14 protein-coding genes and 1 other RNA gene are annotated in these 15242 nt (G+C 67.7%); 2 read left to right on the top strand and 13 right to left on the bottom strand.

The annotated features are described in order from the left end of the window. Positions 1-53 precede the first annotated feature (53 nt). The 8 genes from rnpB to ACT53M_RS12035 all read right to left on the bottom strand — a co-directional run bounded on the left by rnpB (position 54) and on the right by ACT53M_RS12035 (position 7110). An RNA gene (rnpB, locus tag ACT53M_RS12070) (RNase P RNA component class A) lies at positions 54-437 on the bottom strand. 40 nt (positions 438-477) lie between these two features. After that, on the bottom strand, positions 478-1092 hold the full coding sequence (locus tag ACT53M_RS12065) for a hypothetical protein (RefSeq protein ID WP_476233646.1): 615 nt from the start codon (positions 1090-1092) through the stop codon (positions 478-480). Positions 1093-1182: 90 nt separating this feature from the next. Beyond that, complete coding sequence (locus ACT53M_RS12060) at positions 1183-1884, bottom strand: N-acetylmuramoyl-L-alanine amidase (protein ID WP_476233644.1); 702 nt, start codon at positions 1882-1884, stop codon at positions 1183-1185. Between the two features lie 43 nt (positions 1885-1927). Continuing rightward, on the bottom strand, positions 1928-2791 hold the full coding sequence (locus ACT53M_RS12055; RefSeq protein ID WP_476233642.1) for a CheR family methyltransferase: 864 nt from the start codon (positions 2789-2791) through the stop codon (positions 1928-1930). Beyond that, positions 2788-3765 carry a chemotaxis protein CheB gene (locus tag ACT53M_RS12050; protein ID WP_476233839.1) on the bottom strand — a complete coding sequence of 326 codons (978 nt, stop codon included), beginning with the start codon at positions 3763-3765 and terminating at the stop codon, positions 2788-2790. Before ACT53M_RS12050 ends, ACT53M_RS12055 begins: the two co-directional genes overlap by 4 nt. Before the next feature lie 153 nt (positions 3766-3918). After that, positions 3919-4284, bottom strand: a complete 366-nt coding sequence (locus tag ACT53M_RS12045) for a response regulator (RefSeq protein ID WP_476229862.1) — start codon at positions 4282-4284, stop codon at positions 3919-3921. 79 nt (positions 4285-4363) lie between these two features. Beyond that, positions 4364-4789: a chemotaxis protein CheW gene (locus ACT53M_RS12040; protein ID WP_476233640.1), complete on the bottom strand. Its 426-nt coding sequence runs from the start codon at positions 4787-4789 to the stop codon at positions 4364-4366. Further along, positions 4789-7110, bottom strand: coding sequence for a chemotaxis protein CheA (locus tag ACT53M_RS12035; protein ID WP_476233638.1), 2322 nt, complete (start codon positions 7108-7110; stop codon positions 4789-4791). The genes ACT53M_RS12040 and ACT53M_RS12035 overlap by 1 nt, the downstream gene beginning before the upstream one ends. A 195-nt stretch (positions 7111-7305) precedes the next feature. Here ACT53M_RS12035 and ACT53M_RS12030 point away from each other — a divergent pair, with 195 nt between their 5' ends. After that, entirely contained in the window at positions 7306-8187 is an 882-nt protein-coding gene (locus ACT53M_RS12030; RefSeq protein WP_476233636.1) for an alpha/beta hydrolase family protein, read from the top strand. A gap of 23 nt (positions 8188-8210) precedes the next feature. Beyond that, a complete protein-coding gene (locus ACT53M_RS12025) occupies positions 8211-8567 on the top strand; it encodes an NIPSNAP family protein (protein ID WP_476233634.1) in 357 nt (118 codons plus the stop codon). Between the two features lie 156 nt (positions 8568-8723). Here ACT53M_RS12025 and ACT53M_RS12020 read toward each other — a convergent pair whose 3' ends face one another. The 5 genes from ACT53M_RS12020 to ACT53M_RS12000 are packed head-to-tail and all read right to left on the bottom strand — an operon-like array spanning position 8724 to position 15241. Continuing rightward, positions 8724-10616, bottom strand: coding sequence for an XrtA/PEP-CTERM system amidotransferase (locus ACT53M_RS12020; RefSeq protein ID WP_476233632.1), 1893 nt, complete (start codon positions 10614-10616; stop codon positions 8724-8726). Further along, positions 10616-12115: an exosortase A gene (gene xrtA, locus ACT53M_RS12015; protein WP_476233631.1), complete on the bottom strand. Its 1500-nt coding sequence runs from the start codon at positions 12113-12115 to the stop codon at positions 10616-10618. The genes ACT53M_RS12020 and xrtA overlap by 1 nt, the downstream gene beginning before the upstream one ends. 2 nt (positions 12116-12117) lie before the next feature. After that, positions 12118-13329: a TIGR03087 family PEP-CTERM/XrtA system glycosyltransferase gene (locus ACT53M_RS12010; protein ID WP_476233630.1), complete on the bottom strand. Its 1212-nt coding sequence runs from the start codon at positions 13327-13329 to the stop codon at positions 12118-12120. After that, entirely contained in the window at positions 13329-14402 is a 1074-nt protein-coding gene (locus ACT53M_RS12005) for a FemAB family XrtA/PEP-CTERM system-associated protein (RefSeq protein WP_476233628.1), read from the bottom strand. The genes ACT53M_RS12010 and ACT53M_RS12005 overlap by 1 nt, the downstream gene beginning before the upstream one ends. Next, positions 14399-15241: an XrtA system polysaccharide deacetylase gene (locus ACT53M_RS12000; RefSeq protein WP_476233626.1), complete on the bottom strand. Its 843-nt coding sequence runs from the start codon at positions 15239-15241 to the stop codon at positions 14399-14401. Before ACT53M_RS12000 ends, ACT53M_RS12005 begins: the two co-directional genes overlap by 4 nt. Position 15242: the final 1 nt, after the last annotated feature.

The raw sequence follows: 15242 nt of genomic DNA, 5'->3' as shown, positions 1-15242 counted from the left end.
AAGGGCGCCCGCCGCCAAAGGCCAGAGGGCCGCGCGGGCAGTGCAAAAAACGAAATGCCAGAGGGCCTGTAAGCCGGGTTCTGTCCCCCCTCGAAAGGGATAGGCGACCATTCCTCTACGCGACGGATCGCTCCGCCGCTCCAGCAACCAACCCGGACGACGCGCCGGAACGAGGCGCATGTGCCGTCCCTATTCGGTCTTGCTCCCGGTGGGGTTTACCAAGCCGCTCCCGTTACCGGTCGCGCGGTGCGCTCTTGCCGCACCCTTTCACCCTTGCCCTCAACCACAAGCCGAAGCGTGCGGCCAGCGGGCGGTCTGCTCTCTGTGGCACTTTCCCTAGGGTCGCCCCCGGCGGGCATTACCCGCCACCGTCGTTCCGTGGAGCCCGGACTTTCCTCCCCCTGCGCGAAGCAGGCGGCGGCCGCCCGGCCCTCTGGCGCGGACCGGTCTAGCGGCTAATCGCGCCAGCGCAAGCGATTAGCCGCGGCTCGTGTCTTGCGACGGTGCCGGCGCGGTGGGCGCGGCAGAGGGCACCGGCGCCGTGTCGGCGGACGAAGCAGCCGACGCAGACCCGCCATCCGTCGTCGCGGGCGATGCCGGCGCCTCCGGGGCGGCCGCGCTCTGCCGGGGAGTGCTGTCGCTGCCGGACTGCGCCTCGACTGCCGCTGCGTGCCGGTCCTTTGCCGCATCACCGTCCTGCGCAGCGTCGGCAGCGGCCTTTGCCTTCGCCTTGGCGGCGTCCTCGGCTTCCTTGCTCTTGCGGTCCGCCTCGGCCGCGTCTTCCTTCGCGACCTTTTCATCGGCAGCCGGTGCCACCGCCGCCACGGCAGTACCCCAGGCCTGCACCTCGATCCGCCACTGCGTCGCATGGGCGCCGCCGGCGATCGCGGCGCGCCGATAATCGGAGGAAACGCTGATCACATTGTCGGCGCCGTTGACGCGCGCAGCGCGATGCAGCGCGGCAGCAGCCTCGGCCGCTGTCGGCGCATTGATCGCCTCGACACCCGGCCCCTTGTCATCACCGCGCACCACGCCGGTCATACGCACATGAACCGGCCCGATCGGCGCCATTGAAGGACGAATCGAAGTCACGGCTTACACCTCCGTACTCCTATACATCATCCTTTACTTGACGGATGGTAAGATAAACTGGTGAAATCGGCAGTAACGCTACTGTGCTATTCAGTCATCGCCCTGCGGCTTCGGCAGCAACAGCGCGAGCAGCAGGCAGCGGCACTCCATATCGATCTCGCCGTCGATCATTTCGGGGCGGAAACGGCGCTGAAAGGCCGTAACCGCCGCCTGTGGATCGGTAACGTCATAGCCAAACCGCTCGAGGGCCAGCATGAACCCGGCGTCGGGCCAGCCCGGATCGACCAGATTGCGGGTCGGGCGGGGCAGCGCCAGCCGGAGCCGGGCGAGCGCGTGCCAGTTGAACAGCTCACCGGGATCCTGCTTGCGTGCCGGCGCGACATCAGAATGGCCGACGACATTGCCGCGCGTGATGCCATGGCGTTCCTTGATCTCCGCCACCAGCGGGATCAGCGCTCCCATCTGTGCGTCGGTGAAAGGGCGATAGCCGAACTCGTGGCCGGGATTGACGATCTCGATCCCGACCGAGGCCGAATTGACATCGGTGATACCGCGCCAATGCGAACGCCCGGCATGCCAGGCCCGCTTTTCCTCCGGAACCAGCCGAAAGATCGTGCCGTCTTCCTCGATCAGATAATGGGCGGACACCTTCGCCTCCGGGCCGCGCAGCCGCGCCAGCGCCGCTTCGCCGCTTTCCATCCCGGTATAGTGCAGCACGATCATACTGACCGGCAAAGCCCGCTCGTCAAAATTGGGAGAGGGAGCGTCGACGATCGAAAGGCCGCTGGTCATGCCCCTGTTTAGGATGGCGACACGTGCTTGGGAACTACCCTGCTCAGCCGAAAGCACTGATCACGGGTGCTGCGCCTTCCACCGCGCGATAGCAGCCGCGATGCGCCTCGCACGGGGTGAAATGCTCGGTCAGTCCGATCACCGTCTCGCCCGCGCCCAGCACGAGCAGCGTGCCCGGGCGGGTGGCAGTCGCGAGGCGGTCGAACACGTGCCGCCGCATCGCCAACGAGAAATAGAGCAGCACGTTGCGGCACAGGATGATGTCGAACCGCCCGGGCGGCGGCACATCGGTGGTGAGGTTGTGCTGGCGGAACTGCACCTTGCGCGTCAGTTCGGGCTTGGCGACCCAGTCGCCGCCGACCGTATCGAACCAGGTGACCATCCGCCGCACCGGCAGGCCACGCTGGATTTCAAACTGGGAATAATGGCCGGCCCGCGCCTTGGCGAGCGCGGTCTGCGAAACGTCACTCGCGATAATCTCCGGCATCTGGCCGCCGAATGCGTCCAGCTGTTCGGAAAACAGCATCGCCAGCGACAGCGGCTCCTGCCCCGTTGAACAGCCCGCACACCATATCCGCAGGCGCCGGCCGCCCAGTTCGGCGTGCATCGCACGCGCAGCCTCGACCACCATGTCGAGCACGGCGACGTCGCGGAAGAAGCTAGTTTCCTGATTCAGCAATGCATCAACCACCTTGTCTGCAAGCTCCCCCGTTCTTGCACCAATCAGCTTCGCAGCCAGTTCGTCGAGCGATGCGAGACCGCGTTCCCGCAAAACGGGCTTCAGCGCGGTTTCGATCCGCCAGGTCCGGTTCGCTGCGATTTGCTGCCCGGTCCGCTGTTCGAGCAGGGCGCCGATCAACTGCATCGCGCCGTTTGCAACGGGCGTGCTGGTGCCATGGCCGATCATCGCTGGCTGCCCCCCCGCGCGATCAGCCTGCCAATCTCTTCAGGGGCGAGTACCGCATGGGCGCGGCCCGCATTGGCGACGGCGCCGGGCATGCCCCACACTACCGAGCTCGCCTGATCCTGCACCAGCACGCGCGCGCCGGCATCAGACAGGTGGCGTGTGCCTTCACACCCGTCACGACCCATCCCGCTCAGCACCACCCCCAGCGCACGATTGCCATAGACTTCGGCGAGGCTCTCGAACATCGGATCGACCGAGGGCATGCAGCCGCTCTGCGCCCATTCGGTGCTCAGCCGTATCGCCGCACCGTCGGACGTGCGCACGATGCGCAGATGCGCCTCCCCCGGCGCGACATAGATGCGGCAGGGCCGGATACGCGTACGGTCCGCCGCCACTTCGCACGGCCGACCGCCCAGCACCGCAAGCTGGGTGGCGAAATACCCCATGAACGAGGGCGGCAGATGCTGCGTCACCAGAATGGGCAACTGAAAGCTCAGCGGAATCGCCCGCAGCAACTGGCTGAGGGCATGGATGCCGCCGGTCGAGGCACCGATCGCGACGATGTCGAACGGTTCCAGCGCCACGGCCGGCGGGGCCATGCGCGGCGCCGCATGGGGGCACGGTGCCGGCACTCCCGCAGGCTTGTCGAGCAGCTTTGCCAGCCGTTCTTCCAGCACTTCGGCAAAGCGGCCGCCAAAGGCGCCGATGCCGGGTTTCACCAGAGTATCTGCCGCCCCCAGCGCCAGTGCCTGCACGGTCGCCGCCGCCCCCTCGTCCGCCGAGGAGGAAACGATCAGCACCTTGGCGCCCCTGCCCGCCGCGACGACGTCGGGAAGCGCCGTCAGCCCGTCGATGCCCGGCATTTCGATGTCGAGCAGGATGATCTCGACATGGTGGGTCTTGAGATAGTCGAGCGCGGCGCGCACGTCGCTCAGCGCCTCGGCAACGCGGAAGCGGCGCGTCCCGTCCACCATGCGGCCGAGCACCGACCGCGCGACGACAGAGTCGTCGACGATCAGCACCCGCGCATAAGGGCCTGGCAACGCGGTTGCTGCCGCACCTGCCAGGGGTAGAGGTTCCGCCACCCGTTGCTCTCCCGGGATTGATCCGGCCGACGCCGGAAAAGTTCAGGCCACGCCGACGATCTGCAGCTTGCTTTCCAGCGTCTCGCGATCGAACGGCTTCATCACATATTCGTCGGCACCCGCCTCGATTGCAGCGCGGATATAGGCCATGCCGTTCTCGGTGGTGCAGAACACCACCTTCGGGCGGCGGGCCAGCCCCGCATCCTTCAGCGCGCGCAGGAAATCCATGCCGCTCATCACCGGCATGTTCCAGTCGAGCAGAATCACGTCCGGGGGCGTCGCCAGGCACGAATCGAGCGCCTCGCGGCCGTCCCCGGCCTCGCGGACTTCGAAATCAAGCGTCTCGAGGATGTGTCGGGCAACCTTTCGGATCACCTTCGAGTCGTCCACGACCAAGCACGTTTTCATGCTACCCTTTTCCCCGTTGCAAGCGGCTTTGCGCCTGCTTCTGCCCTGCAAGGTGTAAGCGTCCCGTTAATCGCGTTGCTCATGCCAGCACCGGCGATGACGGCACCAGCGCGGCAAGGTCGATCACCAGAATCGGTTCGCCGTCGCGTTCCACCAGCCCGCGCCCCGCGCTGCGCCACGCCGCATCGAGCGCGATCCCGCTGGCAAGCGGCCGCAGATCGAACGGCGCGACATCGTCGAGCGCATCGACCAGCAAGGCATAATGGTGCCCGTCGACCAGCGTGATCACCGCACGTCGGGCCGCACTGCCCCCCGGCAGCCCCAATGCCGCCTGGGTATCGACTACTGTAACCACCCGGCTGCGCAGTGCCGCCAGACCGCGCACCTGATGCGAGGCCCGCGGCACTGCCGTCACTTCGCCGATGTCGACCACGGATTCGACCTGATCGGAATCGATTGCCACCGTGCGACCGGCGATCTGGGCGATGAGATACAGATGTGCCATCAGCGCCCCGCCTTTCCGGCGACCCGCGCCTCAAGTGCCGCCAGCAGGCCGGTACGGTCGTAACGATAAACGCTGTCGTCAGCCGGGTCCGCCTGACGACGACGCCGCAGCCGCACCACCGGTGCACCGCCAGTCCCGCCGCCGGCCGCATCGTCGCTGCGCAGCACCACCGCAGGCACTTCGCCGGGTGCCAGCGTCGTGGCGACGCGATAGCCCGCCGCCTCCAGCAGCGGCCGCACAAACGAAGCCATCCAGCCGTCATCATCGCCCGCCATCAGGCAGAGCGGCGCGTGCGGTGCCATGTCGCGGTCGGCATGTTGGTCGAACACCCACAGCGCGTCGAGCAGTTCGACCTGTTCCTTCTCGATCAGCGCGACGCCGGCCACCGGCCCGGGCACCCGCGCCGGCACCAGATCGTGCGGCAGCGTGATAATGTCGAGCGCCTCGTCGATGGCATAGCCGACCTCGGCCATATCATCCTTCAGCCGCAGCACGCTCAGCTTGTCGCGGCCTTCCAGCCGGCCTTGCATGGCCAGCGGCACGATCCGCCCGTCGATCGCCAGACGATAGCCGCCGGCGGTAAAGCGCACCTGCCCCGCTACGATCTGCTCGACCCGGTCGACCGCCGCGAGCGGCACTGCACGCCGGGCGCCATCCAGATCGCGGAACAGCAAAGCGGGCAGGCCGGGCGCTTCCTGTTCCACCTCGGCTTCGACAAAGGCTTCGTTGAGGTCGCGGCTGAAATCCAGCCCGGCCACCCGCGCCATGCCGGCACAATCGAGCAGCAACATCGGCAGCCCCGAATCGGGCAGCGTCTGGCCGGCATAGATGCCCGTGGACATCACAGCGGGCGAGGCCGGCTTGATCACCAGTTCCTCATTGTCGATCACGGTGTCGACGGCGAGCGCATAGCTGCCCGCCCCCAGCCCGACGATCGCCAGCATGCGCGGCGCCTCCTCCGATGCCCGCGCCACTCCCAGCAGCGCCGAAAGGTCCAGCAGCGGCATCCGCCGTTCGCGCACCGTGGCGATGGCGGTATCGCCCAGCATGTCGATGCGGATCGCCTCGCCGCGCTCGCTGACGATTTCCTCGATCGACTGGCGCGAGATCGCGAAGCGCTGCGCGCCCACCCCGACGATGATCGCCGGAATGATCGACAGCGTCAGCGGCACATGGATGGCGATGCGCAGGCCCTTGCCCGGCTTGTTGTCCAGTTCGATGCGGCCACCGATCTGGTCGACACTGGCCTTGACCACATCCATGCCGACACCGCGCCCGCTGACTTCGGAAACGATGTCGCGGCTCGACAGCCCCGGGTGGAACATCAGCTCCAGCTTGGCCTTTTCGGGCAGCGCCAGCAATTCGCGTTCGCTGCGCATGCCGCTGGTGGCCAGCTTCTTGATCAGGCGGCCAGTATCGACGCCGCGCCCGTCGTCGGCGATCTCGACAATGATCTGGTTGCCCGACTGACGCGCGGCGACGGTGAGACGCCCGCTTTCGCGCTTGCCGGCGGCGCGGCGCTCGGCGGGATGTTCGATGCCATGGTCAATGGCATTGCGGATGATGTGGACCAGCGGATCGCGCATCACCTCGATCATCTCGCGGTCGAGCTCGACTTCCGATCCGTCGATCTGCAGCAGGACTGCCTTGCCGAGACCCGCGGCCGTATCGCGCACCATGCGCGGAAGGGCGGAAAACAGCGCGTCGATCTTCTGCATGCGGGTGCGCGTCACGGTGTCGCGCATTTCCCCCACCGTCAGCGAGAGGCGCTCGAGCGCGGCCTCCACCGTCGGGTCGATATCGCCCAGTCGCAGCCGGCGGGCGAGCTCGTTGCGCGCCAGCACCATTTCCGACATGCCGCTCATCATGCGGTCGAGCAGGTCGACGTTCAGCCGCACGCTACGCGACGGGGCGCGCTGGGCCATGGCAGGCGCCGCGGCGGCGATCTGCTCCGACCCGTCGCGCAGCGCGGCGATCAGCAGTTCCTCACCGCTATGGTCGAGCGCGGCGCCGGCATCGATCGCCTCGACGATCTCACCGATCCGGTCGACCACGGCCAGCACCGCATTGACCAGCGCCCGGTCGGGCACCCGCTCGCCGCTGCGGACCTGCGCCAGCACGTCCTCGGCGGCATGGGCCAGCCGCTCGAGTCGCGGGAGATCGAGAAAGCCGCAGCTACCCTTCACGGTATGGACGAAGCGGAAAATCGCATCCAGCCGCGCGCTGTCCTCCGGATGCGCTTCCCAGGCGACGATCTCGCCCGAAAGAGCCTCCAGCGTCTCGCGCGTCTCGGCGATGAAGTCCTGCAGCAGGTCGTCCATGGGGCCCCGGTGGAAATTCCAGGACTGTCATGCGGGCAAGAGGGTTAATTCCGGGTTAGGGGCGACGCGGAATTGCCCAGCGTGCCGCCTGCCCTCACCGCCTGGCCTCACCGGGTGCGCGCGCCTTGCCGTCGCGGCTCGCGATATCGCTATCGACCGGCTAGGAAGCCACATCCTATATCGGAGCAACCGGCCATGTCTTCCTTCCCCGTTGCGCTTGCCGCCCTTGCCCTCACCCTTGCGGTGCCCGCCGCTGCGCAGACCGATTCCCGTGCGGTCCTGAACGCCGCCAAGGCGAAGGTCTCGGCCCCCGCGCTGGTCGCATCTTACGGGCCGGACCCGCTCCAGAAGGGCGAGTTGCGCCTGCCCAAGGGCAAGGGGCCCTTCCCCGTCGCGGTGCTGATCCATGGCGGCTGCTGGAACGCGACGATGGAAGACTGGCAGGGCACCGCGCCGCTGGCCGACGCGCTTACCGCGCGGGGCTTCGCCACCTGGAACATCGAGTATCGCCGCACCGGCAATCCCGGCGGCGGTTTTCCGGGCAGCCTGCAGGACATAGCCGCCGCGACCGATTACCTCGCGACGCTTGCCCGCACCCAACCGCTCGATCTTACCCGGGTGGCGGTGGTGGGCCACAGCTCCGGCGCGCAGCTGGCGCTGTGGAACGCCGCCCGCCCGAAGCTGCACGACCCGATCGCAGGCATGATGACGGTAAAGCCGGCAACGGTGGTGGCGATCGACGGGCCGGGCACGCTCGCGCCGTTCGTCGGCATCGACGCACAAGTCTGCGGCGCGCCGGCGATCGTGCCGTTCATGGGCGGCACCCCGGCGGAAAAGCCCGACGCCTACCGCCTCGCCAGCGCGCAGGACCATCTGCCGCTGGGCGTCCACCAGTTGATCGTCCTCGGCGCGCTGGGGGCGATGATGGAACCCTATACCCAGGCCGCGCTGCTTTCAGGCGACACGGTAGTGAAGCTGGCGCCGGGGGGTGCCGATCATTTCAACATCATCACCCCCGGCACGCCGCAGGGGAAGCAGGTCGCCGACTTCATCGCGGCGCAGGCGTTCGGGGACTGAGGGGCAACCAGGGGAGCCGCCAGATGCAACGGAAAGCGGTCTTTTGCGAAATTCGCTACTATCTCGATCCCGAAATGCGGATCGACTTCGAGTCCTATGCACGCGCATGGACCCGACTGATCGAACGGCATGGCGGCGTTCACCATGGCTTCTTCATGCCGCGCGCGTCCCCCAGCGACGAAACCATCAGCTTCCCCGAAAAAGGTCAGGCAGGACCGGACGATGTCGCGGTTGCCCTGTACGGATTTCCGGACGAAGAAGCCTATAATCGCTATCGCACGCAAGTAGCGGTCGACCCCGAGGCTGCTTCGGTGATCGAACGCTTCAAAGTGCCGCCGTTCCGTCGTTATGAGCGGCTTTTCCTGACGCCGCTAGATTGATGTGCAGTCCTGCAGGGCTCGCTAAGTTTACGAAGTTTAGGGTGACTCGCGTACGCACGCGATCCAGATTCCAGCCGGTTCAAAGAGCGATGCATCCCTCGGGCGCAAGCGGAACATATGGAGACTATCCACGCCCGTGCAAGGCCGGGCCATGCCTCACCCGAACAGCCGCGCCAGGCTCCGTTCGAGCATCACCAGTTGCCACAGCGTGCGGCCATGTTCCTCGCGTCCGCTGCGGTGCGCCTCGGCCAGCCGGGCAATCGTTGCCGGGTCGAACCAGCCCGTGCCGAGCAGCACCGGCGAGCGTGCCAGCCCCGCCGCTTCCTCGGCCAGCGCCTTGCGGAACCAGGCGCTGATCGGCGTGACGAAGCCCATTTTCGGCCGGTACAGGATGTCGCGCGGCAGCCAGGGTTCGAGCGCCTTCTTCATCAGCCACTTGCCCTGCCCGCCCCGGATGCGCAACGCTGGCGGCAGCGTCGCGGCGAACTGGACCAACCGATAATCGAGCAGCGGCTCCCGCGCCTCCAGCCCCACTGCCATGCTGGTGCGGTCGACCTTGGTGAGGATGTCGCCGGGCAGCCAGTGGTGGATGTCGGCATATTGCGCACGGTCGAGCGCGTCGCGGGCCGGGGCGGCGCGCATCGTCTCGATATAGCGGCGCTCCGCGCGATGGCCGTCGAGCGCCCTGCGTGCCGCATCGCTGTAAAGCGCATGGCGCAGCGCAGGCGTGGTCACGCCGACCGCGCCGGCATAGGCCGCCTCGCCGTCTTCCGCGAGCGCCAGCAGCGTCGTCTTCGCGCGGAACGGCCGGGGTGCCCAGTCGGCCTTGGGGTAGAGCCGCCCGAGCGTGCCAAACAGCCGCGCGCGCATATCGGGCGGCAGAAGCCCGCGCACCCGTTCCTCGGCGGCGAAGAAACGATAGCGGCGATAGCCGACCAGCGCCTCGTCGGCGCCATCGCCCGACAGCGCCACCGTCACGCTTTCGCGCGCCAGCTCGCACACCCGGTAGGTGGGCAAGGCCGAGGCATCGGCGAAAGGCTCGTCGAAGGCGGCGACCAGCGTGTCGATCAGGCCATAATCGTCGGCGCCGACGGTGCGGGTGCGGTGGCTGGTGGCGAACCGCTCCGCCACCTTCCGCGCATGGGCGGTTTCGTCATGCCCCGCTTCGTCGAAGCCGATCGTGCAGGTCTTGACCGCAGCCTTGCTCGCCTCCGCCATCAGCGCGACGACACCCGAGCTGTCGACGCCGCCCGACAGGAACGCGCCCAGCGGCACATCGGAGACCATCCGCAGCCGCACTGCCTCACGCAGATGGTGCGCCAGCTCGGCCTTCAGATCGCGGGTGCGGCCGCGCGCGCGGCGCGAAAAGTCGATGTCCCACCAGCGGACGGGTCGCGGTACCGGGCGGCCGCGTTCGAGCAGCAGGAAATGCCCGGCGGGCAGCTTCTTCACCCCCGCCAGCAGGCTGGCGTCGTCGGGGACATAGCCGAGGCCCAGATAATCCTCGACCGCGCGAAAATCCGCCGCGCGGCGGAACAGGGGATGGGCGAGCAGGCCCTTCAGCTCCGAGGCGAAGGCCACCGCGCCATCGGCGAGTTCGGTGTAGAATAAAGGCTTCACCCCGAACCGGTCGCGCGCGACGAACAGGCTCTGCCGCTGGCTGTCATACAGCGCGAAGGCGAACATGCCGTTGAGCCGCGCGAGCATGTCCGGCCCCCAGACGCGCCAGCCGTGGAGCAGCACTTCGGTGTCGCTGTCGGTCAGGAAGCAGGCGCCGAGCCGTTCGAGTTCGACGCGGAGTTCGCGGAAATTGTAGATTTCGCCGTTATAGGTAACGGCAATGCCCTGATCCGGCGTCGCCATCGGCTGCACGCCGCCTTCCAGATCGATGATCGCCAGCCGGCGGTGCCCCAGCCCGACGCCTGCCACGCACCACACGCCCGAGCCATCCGGACCGCGATGGGCGAGCGCGTCCGTCATCGCGACAATCCGCGACGGATCGATCGGCCTGGCCAGAGCGGGGTAATAGAGCCCCGCGATCCCGCACATCAGCGCGTGCCGGCAGCGCGGTCGGCAACCGCCTCGACGGGCCCGAGCGCGCGCAGGAAATCGGCGATCGTCGTCATCGCATTGGCGCCTTCGCTCTCTTCGGCGGAGACGAGTACGGCGACGCCAGCCTGATTTCCGCCCAGCAGCTTGGCCCTCAGTGTTTCCAGCTTCACCCTCTTGTCGCTCCCCGTCAGCAGTCCGCCGATCCGGTACCAAGTGATGACCTGTCGTTCCACCCTTCCCGGCCCGGTCATGCGCAACGCCGCACCGCGTGCAAAGCTCGGCTCGTCCTCGATCTTCACCCAGCGATCGTTTTCGCGGATCGCGCCGATGCCGAAGCCGACCAGTTCCTTGCCCTCATGCTGGCTGCCATAGACGGCGATGGCGAGATCGACGCTGCGCCCCTGCCCGTCGGCATAGCGGGCGGTAACGAAGCGGTCGGCGCCGGGAAAATTCGGCGACCAGGGCGCGCGGGCGGGCGTATCGATCCGCTGCCAACCCGGCGGTGCGGGGAGCGCAACCTGCGCCGGCAGGGGTGCTGCCCTTGCGGCATTGAGCGCCGACCAGCCGGGAAAGGCACTCGCCACCGTGAGCACCAGCAGCGCGGCGATTGCCGCGTCGATCCGGCCGGGCGGCACCGCCTGCAAGCGGGCGGGATCGAACCAGGGCGCATCCGGATCGCGGTCGAACCAGTGCCAGCCGATCGCCAGCACCGCCGCCATCACCAGCCCGAAGAATACCCAGCCATAGACGATATGGTCGAACCCCGTCGCCTGCTCCACCGAAGTCCACCAGGCGATATAGATGGTGCCGAAGGCGCGGATGCCGTTGGCGATCACCGGCACGATCAGCGCCATGACCATGAAGCCGAGACGTCTCCGCCAGGTGACATAACAGACATTGGCGACCAGGACGCCGTACGCGACCATGGCGATCAGGAACTTGGCCCCCGAACAGGCCTCTGCCACCTCGAAAAAGCCGTTCGGGGTGGAGATAAGCACCCCGTCGACGCTGGCCGGCACCCCGAAGAGGTGAAGCAGCGGCATGACCATGGCGATGGTGATGCCTTGCAGAGGCTCTTCCAGAAAATCGCCGAACGGCACGAGAAACAGCATATAGGCCAGCGGGAACAGCAGCGCGCGGGCGACATTCGGCCCAAGCACCGCCAGCACCGCGCCCTGCAACATCAGCACCAGCCCGAAATGGCGAAACAACGCCACGCTGGCGGCATCGCCCACCAGCCAGGTGACGCCGCCGCCCGCGACCCACACGAGCCCTGGCCACCAGCCCTGCGGTGGCACTTGCGCCAGCCCGTCCCGACGCTGCCACACCAGCCAGGCGATCACCGGGCCGACGAACAGGCAATGGCCGAAGGTGGTGTTGGTCCAGTAGATGCGGGCCAGATCGCCGGTATCGCGGCCGAACAGGATCAGCAGTACCGCCCAGCAGCCGGCGAGCAGCGCGGCATGGCGTTGCCAGCGGCGATCGAACACGGCCATGCTCAGGCTGCCGTCTGGCGCGTCTGGCGCGGCGGCGGGAGTTGCATCAGCGCATCGAGCGGGGCGAGCCGCGCCTCCCAGCTATAGCGATCGATCACTCGCGCGCGCGCCGCCTCGCCCAGTGCCCTGGCCGCCTCGCGATCGGCGAGCAGCGCGCTGACGGTTTCGGCAAATTCGGTGACGCTGTCGGCAACGCGGATCGTGCCGGCATGGTCGATGCCTTCGGCGGCCGCAACGGAAGCGACCACCGGCCGCGCCATCGCCATGCCTTCCAACACCTTGTTTTGAATGCCCCGTGCCAGCCGGAGCGGCGCCACCACGACCGAGGCGGCCGCCAGCCAGCCGCGCACGTCGCGCACCGCACCAGTAACGCTGACGCCGGGCAGCTTGGCCAGCGCCTTCACGGAATCGGTGGGCGCGCGGCCGACAATCACGAAACGGGTTCCAGGATGGGCAACGCGGATATGGGGCAGCACCGTCTCGGCGAACCAGGTTACGGCCTCGATATTCGGGCGATAATCCATCTGGCCGGTGAAAACGAGCAGCGGCCCGGTCGATTCGATCCGGCGGAAGCGTCCGCGCGGGTCGTAATAGCCGGTGTCGATGCCATTCTCGATCGCGTGCACACGGCCCGCACCGCTCGCCTGGCGGAACAGCTCTGCTTCCGCCTCACTGACGAACAGGCTGGCATCAGCACGCGCGGCGACGGCCTTCTCATGCTGCAGCAACAGCCGCGCCTCGCGGCGATGGATCCACGACATCGGCCAGGCCGAGCCGCTGGCATAGGCCGCGAACTTGGCCGAGTCCATGTCGACGAAATCCATGATGACGCGCTGGCGCGAGCGCGCCGGCAGATACTGCGCCATCTGGCTGGAAAAGACGAAGATGGTATCGATCGCGTGGCGCGCGAGCAATGTCTCGACCGCATCGCCCAGTTCTTCATTCTCGAACGCCGTGATCGACACCGGCTGGCGCCGCATCAGCGCACGGACGCCGGCGGCCAGCCGGCTGCGCCCACGCCACAGGATCGAACGATTGCCGATATAGGGGGCCAGTCCGCCCTTGCGCTTCATGTCGGCCGGATCGTCGGCAAAGGCGATCAGGTGCACGCGCTTGCGGGCGGAGAGATATTTGAGGATGTGGAAGCCGCGCATCTTGTCGCCCCGGTCGGGCGGATAGGGTACGCGGTGGGCCAGGAACAATATGTCGCCCATCAGCCGAGCCCCCGTGCGATGAACGGCCCCGCCCGGTTGGCGATGAACAGCGGCAGGCGCTTCCACAGTGCGATCTTCAGCCGGTATTTGGGATCGAGCGGGTTGACGCTGCGCGGCGCGGCGCCGTCGGCGCTGCGGCTATGATAGGTAAGCGGCTGCGGCACGAAGCCCCAGTTCTTCTTGAACGCGGCCGGGCCGCTGCCGGTCTTGGATCGGCCGAAATCGAACTGGCTGCACCCGCGTGCGCGGGCGTGCCCCATCAGCGCGAAATACATGCGGTCATTGGCGCGCAGTGCGCGCGCCGCCGCCACCCCGCCGCCCCAATAGGGAAAGACGGTGCCTCGCCAATAGAGGCTCAATACGCTTGCCACTCCCACTCCCCGATGGCGGACGGTCAGCACGTCCGCATCGTCCCCGAATACATCCAGAATGGAGAAAAACAGACTCCGTGGGAACACGGGCGTGCCCAGATTGCGGACGCTTTCGGCATAGACGGCATAATGGGCACGGCGCGCAGCGGCATCTCGGCCGATCGAGACCGTCAGATCGGCGGCCAAGGCCTTGCGCACCTCGGCGCGCTGCTTGCGCGGGATCGCAAGCAGTTCCGCCTCGTCATCGGCGGCAAGCGGGCGGACGAAGCCGAGATGGCTGTCGCTGCCGCTGTGCCAGTCCGGGCCGGGCGACGGCCCGCCGCGCAGCTCGACGCCCGGGCAACCGAGCCGTTCCGCAAGTTCCCAGGCCGCCTGCGCGAGCGGCGCGACCGCCGCTTCACGCGCGGCAAGAATGCCACCGCCGACACCGAAACCCGCCGACACCAGCGCAGGGCCGAACAGCCGCGAGCGAATGGCGGTCAGCGGAAGCACGCCGGCAATGGCGCCGGTCCCCTGCTCCGCCACCAGATAATGGCTGCGCTGGCGGCAACCGCGCGCGACGCCGATGCTCCAGCCGGGCAGATGGAACGGCGTGCCCTGTGGCTGATCCGCGAGCCAATCCGCGAGCCGGGCGCATTCTGCCGGGTCGGTCAAATCTGCGGTGCGGATCGTCAGCACGGAGTGCAGCATCGGCGCGTTCATGCCAGCGCCTCGGCCGCCTGCGCTGCGATCGCATCGATGCGGTCCCACTGGTGCGCTGCGATCAGCGTGCGAAGCTTGCCCGCCATAGCGCCCAGCCGGGCATAATGCCGCAGCCGCGACTTGAGTGGCGCATGCGTCACGCGCGGCTGACCGGGATCGATTTCCCAGGGATGGAAGTAGAAGATCGCCGATCGGTCGGCGGCGTTGCTCGCGCGCACGGCGCGGTCAACCACGCGCCCCGGTAGCAGCCGGAAAAAGCCGCCGCCTGCCGTCACTTCGCGGCCCAGCACCGTCGCCACCGTGACCGGCAGCTCTATCAGCGGCGCATCCGCCAGCGGCCGAAACGGTGCGCGCGGCGCATCGGGCCAGCCATAATGATCGTGCGCGAGGGGCGCGATGCTGGAGGAATAGGCATAGCCCGATTCTGCCAGGACCGCGTGCGCCCAGGGCGTACGCCGGTCGATCGAGAAACTTGGCGCGCGATAGCCGGTCACGGCCGCCCCGCCGGCATCCTCCAGCGCGGCACGGGCGCGTGCGAGATCGTCGCGAAACTGATCGGGGGTGAGCGTAAAGACACGGGCATGGTCCCAGCCATGGCTGGCCACTTCGTGCCCCGCCTCGGCGATACGGCGGATCAGCGCCGGATAGCGCTGCGCCACCCAGCCGAGTGCGAAGAACGTGCCCTGCACGCCTGCCTCCGCGAACAGCGCCAGCACTGCATCGGTATTTGCCTCGACACGATGTTCCAGCCTGTCCCAGTCGTCGCGGGCAATCACCGTTTCAAAGGCGCCGACCTGGAACCAGTCCTCGACATCGACCGAAAGGCCGTTGGTGCGCATG

The organism is Sphingomonas sp. DMC6 (assembly GCF_056314225.1).
The sequence above is the reverse complement of the archived record's forward strand: the minus strand, read 5'-3'. Positions and strand labels throughout refer to the sequence as shown.